This window comes from Streptomyces sp. LS-MS-L19 (assembly GCF_058382285.1).
The window spans coordinates 5,859,263-5,877,615 of sequence record NZ_JBYCLL010000001.1 but is presented as its reverse complement, the minus strand read 5'-3'; the positions used below and the strand labels follow the sequence as shown (position 1 = coordinate 5,877,615).

Below are 18,353 nucleotides of genomic sequence, written 5' to 3'. Positions count from 1 at the left end.
TCAGCCCACCCCCGCCGGCGTCCCGACCTCACCGGTGCGCTTCAGCTTCTGCCAGCGCAGCCGGCCGCCGGTGAGGGCGGTGATGCAGGAGTGGATGAGGACGAGGTACATCATCTGCCGGTAGGCCAGCTGCTGGAGCGGCATCATCAGCAGGTAGCGGTACTTCTCCTTGTCGAGGCGGAAGGCGTACGCGGCGCACACCAGCTGGATGCCGAGGACCGCGAGCCACGCGTACAGCGCCGCCCGGAAGTCGACGAAGATCATCGAGTAGGCGGTGAACACGTCGATCAGCGGGGCGAAGACCGGCGTGACGATCTGGAAGATCACCACCAGCGGCATCCCGACCCGGCCGAAGCGGCCCGAGGGCCCCTTGTCGGTGAGGGACTTCCGGTGCTTCCACAGGGCCTGCATGGTGCCGTACGACCACCGGTAGCGCTGCGACCACAGCTGCTTCAGGGAACCCGGCGCCTCGGTCCACGCGCGGGCGTGCTCCTGGTAGACGACCCGCCAGCCCGCGCGGTGCATGGCGATGGTGATGTCGGTGTCCTCGGCGAGGGTGTCCTCGCTCATCCCGCCGACCTGGAGCACCGCCTCGCGGCGGAACGCGCCGATCGCGCCCGGGATCGTCGGCATGCAGCGCAGCAGGTCGTACATGCGGCGGTCGAGGTTGAAGCCCATCACGTACTCGATGTGCTGCCAGGCCCCGATGACCGTGTTCCGGTTGCCGACCTTGGCGTTGCCGGCGACCGCGCCGACCTCCTCGTTCGCGAAGGGCTGCACCAGCTGCCGCACGGTGTCCGGCTCGAAGACGGTGTCGCCGTCCATCATCACGACGATGTCGTGACTGGCGCTGCGGACGCCGTTGTTGAGGGCGGCCGGCTTGCCCGCGTTCTCCTGGCGGATGACCCGCACGTTCGTCATGCCCAGTCGGTGCGCGGCCTCGCGGGCGATCTCGGAGGTGCCGTCCGAGGAGCCGTCGTCGACCACGATCACCTCGATCGGGTGGGTGCTCCTCGCCAGCGACTCCAGGGTGTTGGCGATGCACTCCTTCTCGTTGTACGCCGGGACGATCACCGTCACCGGCCGGGTGACCGTGGGTCCCCAGCTGAAGCGGCGCCGGTTGCGCTGTCGGTGGTGGCGGCGCGCGAGGATCAGCATCATCCCGAACCGGCCCATGACCGCGACGCCGACGATCACCAGCCCGACCGACAGCGTGGGCACCGTGTACTCAGCGACGGCGACGGCCGCGACGAGCGCCTTGCCCTCGTAGAGGGTGGTGCCGGCGGCCTCGCGATGGGCGGCCTGGAGACGGCGGGTGCCGGTCTGGGTGCCGGCCTCAGCGCCGGCCTCAGTGCCGGCCCGGTCGCCGTTCTGGTCGCCGCCCAGGAACCGCGCGCCCGTGTTCTGTGCCTCGACGACCCCGCTGATGGTGGTGAAGGTGTAGCCCTTCGCCCGCATCTTCTCGATGTACTTCGGCAGCGCCGCGATCGTCTGCTCGCGGTCGCCACCGGCGTCGTGCATCAGCACGGAGGCGCCCGAGGTCCCGGACGGGGTGGCCCACTGGACGATCTTCGAGACGCCGGGCTTCTTCCAGTCGTCGCTGTCGGTGTCGACGAAGACGCTGGTGTAGCCCTCCTCGCCGAGCTTCTCGTAGACCGGCCAGCTGTAGTTGTCGATCGCGTCCGTCTCCGAGGAGTACGGCGCCCGGAACAGCGTGGTGGTGATGCCCGCCGCGCCCGCGAGGGCGAGCTGGGTCTGGGTCATCTCGCGCCGGATACGGGCGTCGCTCTGGTAGGAGAGGTCGACGTGGGTGAAGGTGTGGATGCCCACCTCATTGCCCTGGTCGACCATGTCCTTCACGATCCCGGGGTAGCGCGAGACCATCGAGCCGACCACGAAGAAGGTGGCCGGGACGTCGTACTTCTCCAGGATCTTCAGGACCTGGGGCGTGTACGTCGGGTTCGGGCCGTCGTCGAAGGTGAGCGCGATCGTCCTGGCGGGGACGGAGGTGGTGGTGGCCTGGCCGCCCCGGAAGCTGACGATCGGGCCGCCGTCGAGGATCTTGTCGGGGACCTTGCTGGAGCTGGCACCGTCGCGCACCCGCTCGTCGCCGCCGACCTCGGCGCGCAGATAACCGTCGAGCAGCATCACGCTGGTCAGGCCGAGCAGGAGCAGCAGGGCGAGGATGACCCGCGGTTTCTGCAACGCCGCGGCCTTGCCCGCCGCCCGCTCCATGCGGGTGGGGGCACGCCGGCGTCCGCGGGAGGGCGTCGTCGTGGTCATGTGGTGGGCCGTTCGGGTCAGTTGGCGGCCGCGGAGGCGGTCGGGGCGGTGGGCGGGGTACCGGTGGGCCGGACCGGCGGGGTGCCGAGGCCGCCCTGCGGCTGGAAGCCACCGGGGCCGGAGTTCGAGGAACCGCGCGGTCCGCCGCCCGCGAAGGGCAGCAGCGACGTGCTGGAGACGCCGATGCCCATGAAGGCCAGGCCGAGCACCACGGCGTAGCCGAGGCACAGGACGCCGAGGAGAAGACCGATCCGGCGCAGCATCTTGGAGCGGCGTCCGGAGTTGTCAACGAACACGGGACCGTCGGCGGACCCGTTACTACCGCGTTTGCGGCGGCGACCGCGCATGTCCGCACGGTTTTCGATGGCAGGCTCGGAATGCATTCCCCAGACGTTAAGGAGTCTTTATGTGACCGATTCGGGTCTTCTTGTGAGGCGCATATGAGAAACGCCTTAACCTGTCTTTTCCCTGAGAGATTCCACGAACGCCTGCGCGGGCCGCCATGGCCGGAAGTGAGCCGAATGCCCGGATCAGTTCGCCCGATTGACCCCGTTCACGCGGTGCGACCCATGGATTCCCTGTGCGTCGACAGCCGTTTTGAACACCGGCTTCGTATGAGACGTTCTCCTTTCGAATAACCCTTTGTTTCGAGCCTGAGACGAACATCACGAGAGCGGGTGCATGAAGAATGCGGGGTTTCCTGAGGCCGGCCGCCGGGCTCACCTGTCTGTTCGCCCTGGCCACCACGGGGTGTTCCGCCGAGGCCGGCCCCGCGCCGGAAGCGACGCGCACGGCGTCCCCCCAGGCCTCGTCCGACACGTCACCCGGCACTGCCTACGCCCCCTACGTCAGCGCGACCGAGGCGTCCGGGAACGACTCCGCGGGCTCGCCGTCCGTGTACAACCTCGCGTTCGTGATCGCCGACGGGAGTGACTGCGCGCCGTCCTGGAACGGTACGGCGGCGGTCGGCGACTCCGCCGTGAAGTCCCGGATCAGTGCGCTGAAGGAGGACGGGGCGAAGGTGCGGGTCTCCTTCGGCGGGGCGTCCGGGAAGGAGCTGGCCGAGACCTGCTCCAGTGCGGCGAAGCTGGCCGCGGCCTACGGGGAGGCGCTGGACGCGGCCGGGTCCTCCCTCGCCGACTTCGACGTCGAGGGGGACGCGCTGACGGACTCCGACTCGGTGGAGCTGCGGTCCGAGGCGATCGCGTTGCTCCAGAAGGAGCGCAGTGGTCTCGCCGTCTCCTTCACGCTGCCCGTCATGCCGTCGGGGCTCGACGACGACAGCGTGGCGCTGCTGGAGTCGGCGAACGACAAGTCCGTTCAGGTGTCGACCGTCAACATCATGACGATGAACTACGGGGAGTCGTACGACGGGGACATGGGGGATTACGCGGTCACTTCGGCGAAGGCGGCGCAGAGTCAGTTGAAGGAGGTGTTCGGGACCACTGACGCCACTGCGTGGCGGGCCTTGGCGCTGACTTCGATGATCGGGACGAATGATGTGGACGGGGAGACGTTCACGTTGTCCGACGCGGCGCAGGTGCGGGCTTTTGCCGAGTCGAAGGAGGTGGCTTGGGTGTCGATGTGGTCGGCGTTCCGGGATCAGCAGTGCCAGGAGGGGGACGCCGATGAGGATGACGCGTTGACCGATTGCAGCGGGGTTTCTCAGAGTTCGGGGGCGTTCGGGGAGGCGTTGGGGGGTTGAGTTTCGGGTGCGGCTCTTTGGGGGCTGGTCGCGCCCACGCGGCGGAGCCGCATATCGATACAGCCCCGCGCCCCTCAGGTACTCACCTGCGCCTGTGCAGCAGGCGGCCCCTGATCACCGTGGCCACACATTCCGTTGCGTCGAAAACCGCGAAGGTCGCGTCCGCGCCCGGGAGCAACAGCGACTCCGTGGGACCCGGCTCGATCGCCAGACCCGACCTGTGCACCGCGTCGATCACCGTGGGGCGTCGCAACGGGCCCACCACCGCCACCGTCCCCTTCGCCAGCAGCCGCTGCACTCCCCGCCTCGCGCTCGCGCCCCACCGTGCGTCCGTCATGGTCAGGGCCGACAGCGCCTCGCCCGTGAGGGGTTCGTCGCCCAAATCCTCGCGCGGGTCCGGGTGGTAGGCCCGCTCCAGCAGCTCCGGGCCGTGCGGTTCGACCAGGCCCGGGGTGAGAACTCCCGGCCAGCGGCGGACCCTTGCGGACGGGTGTGCGGCGACCAGGTCGTCGTACAGCGCTACGGCCGTGATCTGCCGCCCCTCGACCAGTACCGCCCCGCCGGGCAGCGAAGGGCTGTCGCCGCCCGGGGTCAGGACGTCGGCGGTGTGGATCGTCAGCACCGCGTGCCTAGTTGGACGCGAGGATCTTCAGCTCGGGGTGGGCCGTGCCGCCCTCGATGGCCGTCGAGGAGATGTGGGACTGGACGCGCGCGTCGACCGGGTCGTCGGCCGGGTCGTCGTGGACCACGAGGTGTTCGTACGTCGTCGAGCGCTGGGCCGGGACCCGGCCCGCCGTGCGGATCATGTCGATCATTTCCTGGAGGTTGGAGCGGTGCTTGGCACCGGCCGCCGAGACGACGTTCTCCTCCAGCATGACCGAGCCGAGGTCGTCCGCGCCGTAGTGCAGCGTCAGCTGGCCCGCGTCCTGGCCGGTGGTGAGCCAGGAGCCCTGGATGTGGGCGATGTTGTCCATGAAGAGCCGGGAGATCGCGATCATCCGCAGGTACTCGAAGATCGTGGCCTGGGTGCGGCCCTTCAGGTGGTTGTTCATCGGCTGGTACAGGTACGGGATGAAGGCGCGGAAGCCGCCCGTGCGGTCCTGGACGTCACGGATCATCCGCAGGTGCTCGATGCGCTCGGCGTTGGTCTCGCCGGTGCCCATCAGCATGGTGGAGGTGGACTCCACGCCCAGCCGGTGCGCGGTCTCCATGATCTCCAGCCAGCGCTCGCCGGACTCCTTGAGCGGCGCGATGGCCTTGCGGGGGCGCTCGGGCAGCAGCTCGGCGCCCGCGCCGGCGAAGGAGTCGAGGCCGGCGGTGTGGATCCGCTGGATCGCCTCCTCGACGCTCACCTTGGAGATCCTGGCCATGTGCTCGACCTCGGAGGCACCGAGGGAGTGGATGACCAGCTGCGGGAACTCCTTCTTGATGGCCGCGAAGTGCTTCTCGTAGTACTCGACGCCGTAGTCCGGGTGGTGGCCGCCCTGGAACATGATCTGGGTGCCGCCGAGCTCGACGGTCTCCGCGCACCGGCGCAGGATGTCGTCCAGGTCGCGGGTCCAGCCCTTGTCCTTGGCGGTGGGCGGGGCGTAGAACGCGCAGAACTTGCACGCCGTCACGCAGACGTTCGTGTAGTTGATGTTCCGCTCGATGATGTACGTGGCGATGTGCTCGGTGGCCGCGTACCGCCTGCGGCGCACCGCGTCCGCCGCGGAGCCCAGCGCGTGCAGCGGGGCGTCGCGGTAGAGGTCGAGCGCCTCCTCCGGAGTGATCCGCCCACCCTCGGCGGCACGGTCGAGGACGGACTGAAGGTCGGCCTTCTCGGTCACCGGGGCGTGCCTTTCGTCAAGGGTTCGGACGGACCAAGCCAGCCTACGCCAGCCCTGTGACAGGCCCGACCTCAGGCCGTGTACGCGCCGATCAGCAGCCCCGCGTACGCCCCCGCGATCAGGAACGGCCCGAACGGGATCGCCGTTTTGCGGCCCGCCCTCCCCGCGAGGACCAGGACACCGCCCCACAGCGCGCCGAGCAGGAACCCGGCGAAGGTGCCGAGGAGCACGGTGTCCCAGCCGTACCACCCGAGGACCGCCCCCGCGCCGATCGCCAGCTTCACGTCGCCGAAGCCCATGCCGCCGGGGTTGATCCGCCACAGCAGCCAGTAGCCGGCGCCGAGCGCGAGGGCGCCGTACAGGGCGTGCGGCCAGCTCCCGGCGTGCTCGGGCACCAGCGAGACCAGCCCCAGCAGGGCGAGCGCGGCGGCCGCGAGCGGGAGGGTGAGCGGGTCGGGCAGCCGTCGTACCCGCAGGTCGACGGCGGCCAGCAGGACACCCACGGGGGCGAGCAGCAGCCAGACGGCGAGCTCGGGACGGGTGCCGGTGGCGGCGGCGAGGCCGGCGCAGACGAGGGCGGTGACGGTGGGGAGGAGGAGCCCGCCGGGGCGGTACGACTTGGCGAGAGGGGCCACACCAGGGCGGTACGACTTGGCGAGAAGGGGCCCGCCGGGGCCGTACGACTGCCCCCCGCCGCAGGTACGGCAGTTCGCGCGGCCGAGCCATCCGCCCAGCGGGTGCCCGGCGGGGCAGGTGCGGCGCCAGGGTTCCTCGCTGGGCACGGAGAAGCGGTAGGCGGCGCGCGGCAGCAGGGCGCCCGTCACCGCTCCCCACAGCGCGGCGACGGCGATGAGCAGCGCGGTCACTCCTCGACCTTCGACATCCGCGCCTCGGGGTAGCCCTCGGCCGCGCTCTCCGAGGTGTACTTCAGGTCGTCGCCCACGGTGGTGAGGCGGACCGTGTGGGCGGCGGGGTTGCAGCCGGCGTGGTTGTCCTTGGCTCCGACCGCCGTGGTGACGAGTTCGGTGTCGGTGACCTTCTTCAGCGTGAGGACGTCCGTGCAGACCGCACCGACCGCGTCGGTCTGCCGCAGGCGTCCCACCTCCCCGCCCACGCCGACCTCCTTGACGGTGATCCGGAAGGTCCCCATCGGCAGGCTCCCGCCGAGCCCCGTGCCCTCGCCCTCCCAGGTGCCGAGAAAACGAGCGGGGACGGCGGCCGGTCCACCCGACGACTCGCTCGACGGCGCGCTCGACGGCTCCCTCGACGGCGACGGGGAGACCGAGGTTGAGGCGGACGAGGACGCCGACGGTGCGGACGTCGGCGCCGAGGAGTACGCGTCGCTGCCGGGCGGGGAGGAGCTCGCCGAGTCGTCGTCGCCCCGCCCGGGCAGCAGGTCGAACACGAACACCGAGCCCACGGTCACCGCGGCCAGCGCCCCGGCGACGGCGAGGGCGACGGTGCAGCTCATGCGGCGGCCTCGCCCGCCCTCCCCGGGCGTGGCGGTGGCGGCGACGGAGACGGAGAGCCGGCCGGGTCTCTTGTCGGCGGGCACCACCGTCTCCCCCGGCACCGCGTCCCGCGGCTCGGGCACATACGGACCAGAGGGGCCAGAGGGGCCAGAGGTGCCGGAGAGGCCGGGAGTGCCCGTGGGCGTGCCCAGCGGAGTCGGCGGGGTGACCGGGTACGCCGGAGGCCCGGCCGCGGCGGCCGGAGGCGCCCCCGCGGACACGACCGGCATCACCGGCGGCGGCCCGAACGCGCCCACCGTGCCCGCCGGCCCGCCCCCCACCGAAGGACTGGTGAAGCCCACCGGCCCGGACGGCTGCTCCCCTGTGCGCTCCCCCGCCGCCTCGAGATTCAAGAGCTGTACGGCACTTCGCCCCACCTGCTCCACCAGCGCCCCCGGCAGCCACCCCGCCGCCACCAGCCGGGCCGCCCCCTCGGGGGCCAGCCGCCGGGCCAGCTCCCCCGGAGCCGGCCGGTCCTGGGGCGACTTGGCGAGACACGCCTCCACGACGTCCCGCAGCTCACCGCTCAGCGAGCCGAGTTCGGGCTGCTCGTGGACGACCTTGTAGAGGAGGGAGGCCGAGGAGTCCCCGGGGAAGGGCGGTGCCCCCGTGGCCGCGTACGCCAGCACCGCGCCCAGCGAGAAGACGTCCGCCGCGCCCGACACCCCCTTGCTCAGGATCTGTTCGGGCGCCATGTAGCCGGGGGACCCGATCGAGACCCCCGTGGACGTCAGTGACGCCGTGCCGTCCGTGGCGCGTGCGATGCCGAAGTCGATGAGGAGCGGGCCGTCGACGGTGAGCAGGACGTTGGAGGGCTTCACGTCCCGGTGGACGAGCCCCAGTTCGTGCACGGCCGCCAGCGCCTCGGCGAGCCCCGCCCCCAGCACCCGTACGGAGTGCTCGGGCAGCGGCCCCCCGTCCGTGACCGCCGTGGCCAGCGAGGGGCCCGCCGCGTACCCCGTGGCGACCCAAGGGACGGCGGCCTCCGGATCGGCGTCCAGCACGGGGGCCGTCCACGCTCCGCCCACCCTGCGCGCCGCGTCGACCTCGCGCCGGAAGCGGGCGCGGAACTCCTCGTCGAGCGCGAAGTGCGGGTGCACGATCTTCACCGCGACGGTGCGGCCCCCGGCGCTGCGGCCGAGGTAGACCCGGCCCATGCCGCCGGACCCCAGTCGGCCGAGCAGCCGGTAGGGACCCACGGCGGTGGGCTCGTCGACTCCCAGCGGCTGCATACCGGCCTCCCCCATAAGGTGTGGATGCAGGTTAGGGCTGAAGCAGTTCCACCTTCACGTCCCCGGGGAAACCCGTCGTGGGTCCCACCCTTCGCGCGAACTCCGTGACCGCGGCCAACTGCGGGCCGCCGAAGCGGAAGTCCAGGGTCGTGAAGTACTTCTCCAGGACCTCCTCGTCGAAGGCCTCCCAGCGGGCCGCCTGTTCCGCGACCTTGCCGACCTCCTCCAGGGAGAGGTTGCGGGAGGCGAGGAAGGCCTCGTGGACCTTGCGGGTGATGACGGGCTCGCGCTCCAGGTAGTCGCGGCGGGCGGCCCAGACGGCGAAGACGAACGGCAGCCCGGTCCACTCCTTCCAGAGCGAGCCGAGGTCGTGCACCTCGAGGCCGTACTTCGGCCCGTCGAGGAGGTTGGCCCGCAGCGCCGCGTCGCCGATGAGTACGGCGGCCTCCGCCTCCTGCATCATCAGGCTGAGGTCGGGCGGGCAGGTGTAGTAGTCGGGCCGGACGCCGTAGCGCTCGGCGAGGAGGAGCTGGGCGAGCCGGACCGAGGTGCGCGAGGTGGACCCGAGGGCCACCCTGGCACCGTCCAGTTCGTCCAGCGGGACCTGCGAGACGATGACGCAGGACATGACCGGGCCGTCGCAGCCGACGGCGATGTCGGGGAAGGCGACCAGGTCGTCCGCGTTCTTGAGGAACTCGACGAGGGTGATGGGCCCGATGTCGAGGTCTCCCTGCACCAGCTTCTCGCTGAGCTTCTCCGGGGTGTCCTTCGTGAGCTCGAAGTCGAGGAGCGTGCCCGTCCTCGCGAGCCCCCAGTACAGGGGCAGGCAGTTCAGGAACTGGATGTGGCCGACGCGCGGCCGGGTGCGAGAATTGTCCACATCGCGACACTAGACCCCTTGGGGTACGCTTCGAACTTCGGCCCCGAGGTCAACGTCTCCGCGATCTTCAAACATCTGGGTGACGTGATCTTGGCCTCTGTTGCTTTCGGCTGCCCGCGTGCTAGGCTCGCCGCAAGTTGCAGTTTGGTTTCCCTTGCAGTACAGAGCCTGCGGAGCATGTAACCGCGGGCTCTAGTCGTTTTCAGAAGAATGCAGTTGTGCGGCACTGTTTTCACACTTGCAGGTTCTGGAGCAGGGCAACCCTTTTGGGCCCAAGGAGGGCTTATGGCTACCGGAACCGTGAAGTGGTTCAACGCCGAAAAGGGCTTTGGCTTCATCGCCCAGGAGGGCGGCGGCCCCGACGTCTTCGTCCACTACTCCGCGATCAACGCGAGCGGCTTCCGTTCGCTGGAGGAGAACCAGCAGGTCTCCTTCGACGTGACGCAGGGCCCGAAGGGCCCGCAGGCGGAGAACGTCACCCCCGTCTGAGCGATCCCGACTCCGAGGCACTCCAGCCTCTGATCCGGACCTGAAAGCAGTACCCAAGGAGCCCCGCGCCGCACGGCAGCGGGGCTCCTGCCTTTCCCCGGGCGGGCGGCGGCTGGGTGTCAGTGGGGGCCGCTAGGGTCCCCGGCCATGACCGACACCGACTTCGTGACCGCCACCCGCACCTTCTACGACGCCATCGCCGAGGACTACGCCGAGCGCTTCCCCGACGAGCTGGCCAAGCCGCTCGACCGGGCCCTCCTCACCGGATTCGCCGGGCTCGTCGGCGCGGGCAAGGCCGTGGCCGACCTGGGATGCGGCCCCGGCAGGATCACGGCGCACCTCGCCTCCCTCGGCCTGGACGTCTTCGGCCTCGACCTGTCCGAGTCGATGCTCGCAATCGCGCGCCGTGAGAACCCGGAGCTGCGGTTCGAGCAGGGCTCGATGCTGGAGCTGGATCTGCCGGACGCCTCGCTCGCGGGGGTGGTGTCCTGGTACTCCTCCATCCACACCCCCGTGGACGCGCTCCCCCGCCTCTTCGCCGAGTTCCACCGTGTCCTCGCCCCCGGCGGGCATCTGCTCCTCGCGTTCCAGATCGGCGACGAGCCCCGCCGGCACGAGAACCCTTGGGGGCACCAGGTGACGCTGGACTTCCTGCGGCGGCAGCCGGAGGCCGTGAGCGAGCTGCTGGCCTCGGCCGGGTTCGCGCCTGTGTCCCGGACGGTGCGCGAACCCGCCCCCAATGAGTCGACCCGGCAGGCGGCTCTGATCGCCCGCCGCGACTAGAGCGTCGAACGCGGATCGAGCCTGTGCGGCCCGGAGCCCTGGTGTCGTTCCGCTTCGGGCTCTCGGCCCCAGACTCTCTCCACCTCGGCGAACTCCGACTCGTACGCCTCTGTGCGCAGGGCTGGGCGTAAATAGCCGAGGTCGGAGGGCCGCAGGAGGCCGAAGGCCGAGGTGGGGAGGGCGGCTAGGAGTTCTGGGGCACGGATCGCGAGCCAGTCGGTCAGACCCAGCTCGGCGGCGATGCGCAGGAGGGCGATGACGGCGGCGGGGTGGCGGCCGGCGAAGAAGGAGAGGTCCACTTCCGCGAGGAGGTCGTCCATCTCCTCTGCGGCCTCGCGCCCGCGAGGAAGCGCAGACCACCGCCACGTACTGCTGGAGCGGCCGCTTCTGGCCAGGTGCAGCAGTGTGAGCAGCGCGGTGTCCCTTTCGCCCTGCAGGTCGCGTAGGTCGATTCCCTTCTGGAGGTCGGCGAGCGTGAGAGTCAGGTCCCGGTCGACCCGCCCCACAGCGGTGTACACACAGTCGAGGAGCGCCTGTTGCAGCCCGCCGGTGAGACCGGTGCCAAGTTCGCCCACGCACTCGCGCAGTCCGCTGAGTACGTGCAGCAGGTCGGGGTCCGACAGGAGGGGGATGTCGTCGACCAGGCGACGGCACACGGCCTCCAGGTACGCGTCCGCCTCACCCGACGGCAGCAAGGGGACGGCATTCACGCATTGCGTGTACAGATCTGGCAGCGCCGTCGTGGTGCGGTCCCGTGCCTGTCCCGCGAGCAAGGCGACGAGCGACTGTGCCGCCGAGCGCCGACGTCCCTCGTGGTCGGACCGGTACATCACCAGTGCGTGCGGCATCCGGCGCAGCATCGGGTAGACCGCGTGCAACACCAGCTCGGCATGGGTATCGCCCAGAAACGTGAGCTGGGTGAACACTTCCGCCGCCGGGTCCGCCGCTGAGATGAGCGCCGGCCCGCTCGCGCCGTGGTGCGGCTCATCGACCTGGCCGAGCATCCAGCCTAGATCGTGGTCGAGCGACAGTGTCCGAATCGTGTTGATCTTCACGTCCGGTATCCGGCCTGTGGGACTCGGTCGCCAGCAGCGTTCGGGGTGGAGTGTGGACGAGAGGAGTCGCCACGACTCCTCGGACAGCTGTGAGCGCCACATCATCGTGCGCCGGCGCCAGGTGTCGCCCAGTTCCTCTGCCCCCAGGAACTCCGAGGCGTACACCTCGCCCTCGGCCACGACCGCGATCAGGAGCAGGTTGACCTCGTACACCGCGTCTCGATGGGCCCGAGTCGCGCGAACCGGAACGTATCGCGGTCCGGTGCGCTGCCCGGGGTCCCACGCGGCCCCCTGGAACAGTTGCACGAGCAGATCCCGGAGTCGCTGCCCGGCCCGGTCCTCAGGCCAGGCCGCGAGCATGCCCCAAAGGTTCTCAACGAGTTGGGCTCGGTCGGTGAGCGGGGTGAAGGACAGCAGCGCATAGAGCTCGCCGTCGTCCGGCGCCATCGTGCCCCCCGCCGTCGCCGCGGAGTCCGACAGCCGGCGAAGGGCCCGCTCGATCAGCCGTGCCGCCAGATGCTCACCGAATGTCGCGTGCATGAACTCGTAGCTGCGCAGACGTGCTTCGCTGACCACGGCCTGAGCCTCGTGGACGAAGAAGAAGCGCCCGAACACAAGCCCCGCGCCGGTCGGTTCCCCCTGTTCCGCAGGATCGGCCAGGGCTCGCAAGTCCCGATCCGCCTCTTCGCCGACGATGGCCTGGGCACCGCGGTGAAACATGCCGAGAGCGATCACCGAGAGGCGGTGGAGTTCCCGGCCAATGGCGACGGTTTGCTCGTGCTGGGGCAGTGAGCCCTCCTTGTCCACCTGCCGGCGGACGAACTCCGTGAGCAGCCGGTCATAGAGCTGTGTACGGCTGATGCTCTCGTCGCCAAGCCGCTGGAGCGCGTTGTCGACAGCGTCGTACAGGGTGAGCATCAGCAGCAGAAGGGGCTGGGCGGCGAGGTCGTGATGGGGCCGGAGGTCGGCCGGGGACAATGGGCGCAGGCCCTGCTGTTCCAAGTAGGGGGCGTTCGTGGAGTTCCAGATGGTCAGCCAGCGGTCGATCTCAGCCGCCCCGAACGGTTCGATACGCAGGACCTGGCTGTCGTCGGGGACAGCGGCGCGGTCGGCCACGACAGTCCGACTGGTCACGATCACGACGAGAGGGCGGCCGAGTTTCGCTTCGCGCCGCTGGAACTCCTCGACCTCGTACAGGTAGTTCCACTGCCGTGCGGAGTCGAGCCGCTGGGCGCCTGCCTGGAGCAGTTCGTCGAATCCGTCCAGCAGGACGACCGGCACGACCCCCGGCTGCTCCTCCGACCAGTCCGGCCAGGGCGTCGACCGCCCGGTGGCCTGTCGCAGAGCGTGTTCCAGCTGACTCTGTACATCCGCCTCGGCGGGTGTGTGCCGAAGCTCCACGCGCAGGGGACGGAACTCCCCTGTCGGCAGCCGGGCCGTCAGCAGTTTCGTGAACAGTGACTTGCCTGCGCCCGGGTGCCCGAGAACCAGCAGAGGGGTCAGCAGGGCGGAGATGCTGAGCAGGTGGGCCGCCAGAAGGCGCTCGAATCCGTCATGGCACGGCCTGTTCGCCCACCATTTGTCCGACGCGATGGCGGCATCGGCGACCAGACCCGGTCCGGTCAGCCGGAACCGGGGGCTGATGTACGCCTCCCCGAGGAGGGGGATACGGAGTCCGGACGAACCGAGTGAGGCGATCGGCGAGCGGAGGAGGGCGCGACCGGCGGCGTGGCCCGGGGCCTGGCCCGCGCACTCCGCCAGCAGAGCGCCGAGTCCCGCCAGCCCGGTGCTCGACCGGCCACCCAGCCGGTCGCTCAGGGCGGCGCTGGGTAGTCCGGCCGCCAAGGCGAACTCGAGGCAGGACGCGGCCAGGGGCGCGGCCGACTCCTTGTAAAGACGATTGAGTCTTCGTGTCGCCTCGCCGGTCATGGTGTACCTGGGGCTCGACACAAGAGGAGGGGCGTCACCGCTTCCGTCCACCCACGCGTACAGATGGGCGCGGTAACCGTCGTGCGCCAAATCTTGGATCAGGTCCAACGCTTCCTCATGAACGGCTCCGTGCAGCAGTACCGCCTTGGCGATCAGCACTGTTCGCGCGGCTTGGAGGAGGGCCCCTCGGCTGACGCCGTGTACGGCGCGCACGCGTCGGGGAAAGTCCGCCAGCAGCTCATCGAGGACCGGGAAGGAGTCCGAGGCCGCGGTCGGCGACTCCAGCAGTGCCTCCACACGGGGGTGCAGTTTCGGTGTGCCCTCCACCAGCAGGTACATCGCTGCCTGGAGACCCAAGTCCGCCCAGTCGTCGGCTTCGAGGCTCCAGCTCGCCCGGTCGCCGCCATGATGGCCCGAATCCGCCCAGTCGCCGGTCCCAGACCTCCGTGTCAAGGGCTCGGAAGCGGGAGCGGATGCCCGCGCCTGGAGGAGCGCCGAGATCTGAGCCGTCTCGACCACCCGCTCCAGTTCCGCGTGCCGCACCCGCCACCAGTGCTCATCCAGAGTCACGCCCCGGGGTGCTCCGGCTCCCTTCGATCGGGCGCAGAGATTGAGGATCCGACGGACCACTTCCCAATCCGGGGCGGTCCGTCGTCGCCCGGCGAGCAGGCCCGAGACCGTACCCTCGCTCAGTCCGAGCGCGGCGGCGATCTCGGTCTGCGGCACACGGCACGTGCGCACGAGCCGTCGCAGCTCCCCGCAGAAGTCCGCGACGGGACCCGCCGGTGGTGCGGCCAACTCCCCACTCCTTCGACTTCGACGCGGTGCGGCGGAAGCCCCCGAAGCGTACGGCCTGACCTGCATCTGCTGCCGGGAGTTCGGCAACATTTGGCATCGGTCGGCAGAACAGGCCGGGGGGACGAACCTCGTCGTGTCAGCAGTTCAGCGTCTCCGTCGGAGGAAGTCACATGCCGTCCCCGTCCTTTCATCTCCCCTTCGTACTTGCGGTCGTGGTCTTCACCGCGCTCTATTGCGGGGTGGTCCTTCCGGCTGTCTGGTCACGAAAGCCCGCCCGCCGCAACGCGGCTTTCCAGGTGCTCACCCAGCTCCTCGGGGCGGTCCGGCGGTGGAAGGGACGCTAGGACGGTTCCGCGGGCGCGGTCACAACGTCCGGCCGTCCTGGACGAGAACTCCCGCGATGTCCCGGGCCGCGATGTACCCGAACGTCATCGCCGGACCGATCGTGGAGCCCGCGCCCGCGTAACTGTGGCCCATGACCGCCGCGCTCGCGTTCCCCGCCGCGTACAGCCCCGGGATCACCGAGCCGTCCGGCCGCAGCACGCGGGCGCGGGCGTCGGTGCGCAGGCCGCCCTTGGTGCCGAGGTCGCCGGGGACGATCCGGAAGGCGTAGTACGGGGGCAGCCACAGGGGCGCGAGGCAGGAGTTGGGGAGGACCGACGGGTCCGTGTAGTAGTGGTCGTAGGCGCTGTCACCGCGTCCGAAGTCCGTGTCGTCGCCCTTGAGCGCCAGGGAGTTGAAGCGGTCGACGGTGGCGCGGAGGGCGGCGGCCGGGACGCCGATGGAGCCGGCCAGGGCGTCGACCGTCCAGGCCTTGTGCGCGGCGCCCGAGCTGTACCAGTCGTCCGGGAGGACGAAGGTCGGCGCGATGTCCTTGAAGAGGTACCGGTTGCGGTAGTTCTGGTCGACGATCAGCCAGGACGGGATGTCCGGGTCGGTCGGGTTGCGCTCGTACATGGTGTGGACGACATCGCTGTAGGGGGCGGCCTCGTTGACGTACCGGCGTCCGGCCGCGTTGACGATGAGGCCGCCGGGGAGGGTGCGTTCGGCGAGGCAGAAGTACGGCTCGTCGGGCAGCGGGATCGCCGGTCCCCACCAGGCGTCGTCCATGAGGGCGACATCGGCGCCGAGCCGCTGTCCGGCCCGGATGCCGTCCCCCGTGTTCTCCTTCGCGCCTACGGTCCACGCGGTGCCGATGGGCTGCCGCTGGTACTGGGCCCGCATCGCCGCGTTGTGCTCGAAGCCGCCGGAGCCGACGATCACGCCGCGGCGGGCGCGGTGGAGGCCGGCGGGGGTGACCGCTCCGGCGACGGTGCCGTTCTCGACGTACAGCTCGGTGAGGGGGGTGTTCAGGCGGACGGGCACGCCCGCGTCCAGGAGGCCCTTCCGGAGGCCGGCCGCCAGGGACTGGCCCATGGTGAGCGGGGTCTGCCCGAGCAGGGCCGCCTTCGTGCCGCGCGCCAGGCACTCGGCGGCCACGGCGGCGCCCTTGACGCTGACGGCGGACAGGGCGAGCCACTTGTAGTCGGCGCTGAACACGACGAGTCCCGCGGGGACTGCGAGGTACGGCGGGTTCAGGTGGGCGAGTTCGGCGCCGAGGATGTTGCCGTCGAGCTGGTCGGGCTCGATGGAGCGGCCGTTCGGGAGGCCGCCCGGGAGCTCGGGGTAGTAGTCGCTGTACCCCTCCATCCAGCGGAACCGCAGCGGGCTGTTGGCCATGACGAAGGAGATCATGGCGGGCCCCTGGGTGAGGAAGGCCTGCTGCCGGGCGGCGGGCACGTCCGGGCCCACGACGGCGGCGAGGTAGGCGGCCGCCTTGGCCGGGGTGTCGGGGACGCTCGCGGCCAGGATGACCGGGTTGTTGGGGATCCAGATCCCGGCGCCGGAGCGGGCGGCGGACCCGCCGAAGGTGGGCGCCTTCTCCAGCACCACGGTGCTCAGTCCCTGCTTGGCGGCGGTGAGCGCGGCCGTCATCCCGGCGGCCCCGGACCCGATGACGACGACGTCCCAGGTCCCCGCCGTCGGCAGGTCGGCGGCGCTCGCGCCCTGGTGCACCCCGGCGGCGACGGCCAGACCGGCACCGGAGGCCAGCAGATGTCTTCGGGTCACGCTCATGGTCGGGGTCCCCCCTGCGGTTGGTACGGACGAAGAGGTCCGGAACGTCGCGCGGGGGTCTTGAGAAGTCAAGGGGCGTGGAGGGTGCGGGGAACCCGAGCCGTGCGGAACCACCTGGGCGGGTTCTCCTATGCTTGCGAGCCCGGAGGAAAACGGCTGAGGGCGGTCTCATGGCGGTGGCGCATTTCCCCGAGTTCCGTACCGGAAAGGTGCTGGCGACCCGCTTCACGGGGACTCTTTCGGAGCGTTACGGCGAGACGCTGGAGCGCATTCCCGTGCCGGCCCGGCTCGCGGACTGGCTGGCGGACAACGGACTCGCGGTCGACTCCTGCGACCAGGCCCAGCTCGATCGCGCCAGGGAGCTGCGGGAATCGATCCACGCGGCTGCCACCGCCCTCGCGAACCAGAATCCGCCGCCCTCTTCAGCGGTCCGGGTCATCAACGAATGCAGCACCCAGGGTCGGGCCTCGGCGGTCCTGACGCCGGAGGGCGGCCGGGAGTGGCGGCTGGCTTCCGCCTCCCCGGAGGACGCGCTCAGCGTGATCGCCGCCGACGCGATCAGCCTCCTCGCGGGAGAGCGCGAGGGAAAGATCTCGCTGTGCGCGTCGCCGACGTGCCGAGCCGCGTTCCTCGACACCAGCCGCGGCCACACCCGCAGGTGGTGTGACATGAACACGTGCGGGAACCGCGAGAAGAAGGCCCGCTTCCGCGCCGGCAAGAAGAGCCGTACGGTGGAACCACCTTAGACGGTTCCATCCGGGCAGGAGGTCGCCGACGATGCTGGATCCGACGGTGCTGCCGGGCTACATGGCGGTGATCCTGCTCTTCCTCGGCCCTCCTGGGCCCGACATGGCCTACATGCTCGCGGTGGGCCTCGAAGGCGGTCGCAGAGCCGCGGTGAAAGCCATCCTCGGCATCGCGACCGGCATGAGCGTCTACGCCGCCGCCGTGGTCGCCGGTATGGGAGAGATAGCCCGGTCGCACCCGTCGGTACTGGACACGGTCCGGATCCTGGGTGCGGTGTATCTCCTGTGGCTGGCCTACGTGACGATGCGGCACGCCCGCCGGGCGATCAGCGGGCACGGCGGTGTCCGGGCCGGCCGCTGGTACCTGCGAGGCATCCTCGTCAGCATCACCAACCCGAAGATCATTCTCTTCTTCCTCGCGGTGCTCCCGCAGTTCATCGGAGACGCGGAGAACCCGGGATTCCAGATGGCGCTCCTGGGCGCGATCAACATCCTGATGGAGGTGATCCTCTACGGATGCATCGGAGTCATGGCCGGATTCTTCCAGGCACGCCTCACCGGCTCGACCAAGGCGACGGCCGTACTGAACTACATCGCGTGCACGGTCTACGTGGTGCTGGCCGGAGCCATCACGGGCGAGATCCTGCTGGCCTGAGAGTTCGTGGCCCCGCGGTCGCGGCTCGCGTAGAAGTGCACGACCGCCTCGGCGTCCGGGCCGATCACGGAGGCGGGTTCGGTGCGCCGGTCGAGCGGGAGCAGGGCGGTGGGGAAGCCGTCCGTGCCGTAGCAGGCGTGGCAGAGGCCGGCGAGGCGAAGGGCCGGGCGAGCGCCCCCGTGGGCGAGTTGCGCATGGACGCGGTCGAGGTGGGCGAGGAGGGGGCCGCCGGGGTGGGGGACGCGGTCGGCGGCGAGCCGCAGCAGCAGGGCTCCGGCTTCTTCGGTGGCGGTCGTCGGCACGGGTACCGAACTCCTCGATGATAGGCGGTGGTTGGGTCGGC

The 18,353-nt window shown here is 70.4% G+C and carries 14 protein-coding genes and 1 pseudogene; 5 read left to right on the top strand and 10 right to left on the bottom strand.

Annotation, left to right across the window (positions count from 1 at the left end; genetic code table 11):
* Together AC2XR2_RS26265 and AC2XR2_RS26260 are read right to left on the bottom strand one after the other, a co-directional pair.
* Window positions 1–2,283 (bottom strand): bifunctional polysaccharide deacetylase/glycosyltransferase family 2 protein, encoded by a 2,283-nt coding sequence (locus AC2XR2_RS26265; protein ID WP_491516473.1) that lies wholly within the window; start codon window positions 2,281–2,283, stop codon window positions 1–3.
* Between the two features lie 17 nt (window positions 2,284–2,300).
* The gene (locus tag AC2XR2_RS26260) at window positions 2,301–2,630 is read right to left on the bottom strand and encodes a hypothetical protein (protein WP_381302101.1); all 330 of its coding nucleotides are present in this window, start codon (window positions 2,628–2,630) and stop codon (window positions 2,301–2,303) included.
* A gap of 341 nt (window positions 2,631–2,971) precedes the next feature.
* Here AC2XR2_RS26260 and AC2XR2_RS26255 point away from each other — a divergent pair, with 341 nt between their 5' ends.
* The gene (locus AC2XR2_RS26255) at window positions 2,972–3,988 is read left to right on the top strand and encodes a chitinase (RefSeq protein ID WP_491516472.1); all 1,017 of its coding nucleotides are present in this window, start codon (window positions 2,972–2,974) and stop codon (window positions 3,986–3,988) included.
* An 82-nt stretch (window positions 3,989–4,070) separates the two neighbouring features.
* Here AC2XR2_RS26255 and AC2XR2_RS26250 read toward each other — a convergent pair whose 3' ends face one another.
* The 5 genes from AC2XR2_RS26250 to AC2XR2_RS26230 form a co-directional block, all read right to left on the bottom strand.
* Entirely contained in the window at window positions 4,071–4,610 is a 540-nt protein-coding gene (locus tag AC2XR2_RS26250) for an amidohydrolase family protein (protein ID WP_491516471.1), read from the bottom strand.
* 7 nt (window positions 4,611–4,617) lie between these two features.
* A complete protein-coding gene (mqnC, locus tag AC2XR2_RS26245; RefSeq protein WP_491516470.1) occupies window positions 4,618–5,817 on the bottom strand; it encodes a cyclic dehypoxanthinyl futalosine synthase in 1,200 nt (399 codons plus the stop codon).
* Window positions 5,818–5,888: 71 nt separating this feature from the next.
* A complete protein-coding gene (locus AC2XR2_RS26240) occupies window positions 5,889–6,683 on the bottom strand; it encodes a prepilin peptidase (protein ID WP_491516469.1) in 795 nt (264 codons plus the stop codon).
* Window positions 6,680–8,560, bottom strand: coding sequence for a serine/threonine-protein kinase (locus AC2XR2_RS26235; RefSeq protein WP_491516468.1), 1,881 nt, complete (start codon window positions 8,558–8,560; stop codon window positions 6,680–6,682). Before AC2XR2_RS26235 ends, AC2XR2_RS26240 begins: the two co-directional genes overlap by 4 nt.
* A gap of 31 nt (window positions 8,561–8,591) precedes the next feature.
* Window positions 8,592–9,440, bottom strand: coding sequence for a menaquinone biosynthetic enzyme MqnA/MqnD family protein (locus tag AC2XR2_RS26230; protein ID WP_381302096.1), 849 nt, complete (start codon window positions 9,438–9,440; stop codon window positions 8,592–8,594).
* A gap of 285 nt (window positions 9,441–9,725) precedes the next feature.
* On the opposite strand from AC2XR2_RS26230, the gene AC2XR2_RS26225 reads away from it, so the two are divergent.
* Window positions 9,726–9,929, top strand: coding sequence for a cold-shock protein (locus AC2XR2_RS26225; protein WP_003992177.1), 204 nt, complete (start codon window positions 9,726–9,728; stop codon window positions 9,927–9,929).
* Between the two features lie 147 nt (window positions 9,930–10,076).
* Window positions 10,077–10,712, top strand: coding sequence for a class I SAM-dependent methyltransferase (locus AC2XR2_RS26220; RefSeq protein ID WP_491516467.1), 636 nt, complete (start codon window positions 10,077–10,079; stop codon window positions 10,710–10,712).
* Here AC2XR2_RS26220 and AC2XR2_RS26215 read toward each other — a convergent pair.
* A complete protein-coding gene (locus AC2XR2_RS26215; protein ID WP_491518502.1) occupies window positions 10,709–14,560 on the bottom strand; it encodes a helix-turn-helix domain-containing protein in 3,852 nt (1,283 codons plus the stop codon). The two genes, AC2XR2_RS26220 and AC2XR2_RS26215, sit on opposite strands and share 4 nt — an antisense overlap.
* Before the next feature lie 297 nt (window positions 14,561–14,857).
* Window positions 14,858–16,609, bottom strand: a complete 1,752-nt coding sequence (gene kstD / locus AC2XR2_RS26210; RefSeq protein WP_491516466.1) for a 3-oxosteroid 1-dehydrogenase — start codon at window positions 16,607–16,609, stop codon at window positions 14,858–14,860.
* Between the two features lie 170 nt (window positions 16,610–16,779).
* Here kstD and AC2XR2_RS26205 point away from each other — a divergent pair, with 170 nt between their 5' ends.
* The gene (locus AC2XR2_RS26205; protein ID WP_491516465.1) at window positions 16,780–17,355 is read left to right on the top strand and encodes a CGNR zinc finger domain-containing protein; all 576 of its coding nucleotides are present in this window, start codon (window positions 16,780–16,782) and stop codon (window positions 17,353–17,355) included.
* 31 nt (window positions 17,356–17,386) lie between these two features.
* Window positions 17,387–18,010 (top strand): LysE family translocator, encoded by a 624-nt coding sequence (locus AC2XR2_RS26200; protein WP_449352438.1) that lies wholly within the window; start codon window positions 17,387–17,389, stop codon window positions 18,008–18,010.
* Between the two features lie 5 nt (window positions 18,011–18,015).
* On the opposite strand, the pseudogene AC2XR2_RS26195 reads toward AC2XR2_RS26200, so the two are convergent.
* Window positions 18,016–18,312: pseudogene (locus tag AC2XR2_RS26195) on the bottom strand (DUF6817 domain-containing protein); the annotation flags it as partial.
* Window positions 18,313–18,353 lie beyond the last annotated feature (41 nt).

Bases quoted from the DNA above. Each gene is read 5' to 3' on its own strand.
- AC2XR2_RS26265 (WP_491516473.1), bottom strand. From the start codon at position 2,283: ATGACCACGACGACGCCCTCCCGCGGACGCCGGCGTGCCCCCACCCGC.
- AC2XR2_RS26260 (WP_381302101.1), bottom strand. From the start codon at position 2,630: ATGCGCGGTCGCCGCCGCAAACGCGGTAGTAACGGGTCCGCCGACGGT.
- AC2XR2_RS26255 (WP_491516472.1), top strand. From the start codon at position 2,972: ATGCGGGGTTTCCTGAGGCCGGCCGCCGGGCTCACCTGTCTGTTCGCC.
- AC2XR2_RS26235 (WP_491516468.1), bottom strand. From the start codon at position 8,560: ATGCAGCCGCTGGGAGTCGACGAGCCCACCGCCGTGGGTCCCTACCGG.
- AC2XR2_RS26225 (WP_003992177.1), top strand. From the start codon at position 9,726: ATGGCTACCGGAACCGTGAAGTGGTTCAACGCCGAAAAGGGCTTTGGC.
- AC2XR2_RS26220 (WP_491516467.1), top strand. From the start codon at position 10,077: ATGACCGACACCGACTTCGTGACCGCCACCCGCACCTTCTACGACGCC.
- AC2XR2_RS26215 (WP_491518502.1), bottom strand. From the start codon at position 14,560: ATGCAGGTCAGGCCGTACGCTTCGGGGGCTTCCGCCGCACCGCGTCGA.
- kstD (WP_491516466.1), bottom strand. From the start codon at position 16,609: ATGAGCGTGACCCGAAGACATCTGCTGGCCTCCGGTGCCGGTCTGGCC.
- AC2XR2_RS26205 (WP_491516465.1), top strand. From the start codon at position 16,780: ATGGCGGTGGCGCATTTCCCCGAGTTCCGTACCGGAAAGGTGCTGGCG.
- AC2XR2_RS26200 (WP_449352438.1), top strand. From the start codon at position 17,387: ATGCTGGATCCGACGGTGCTGCCGGGCTACATGGCGGTGATCCTGCTC.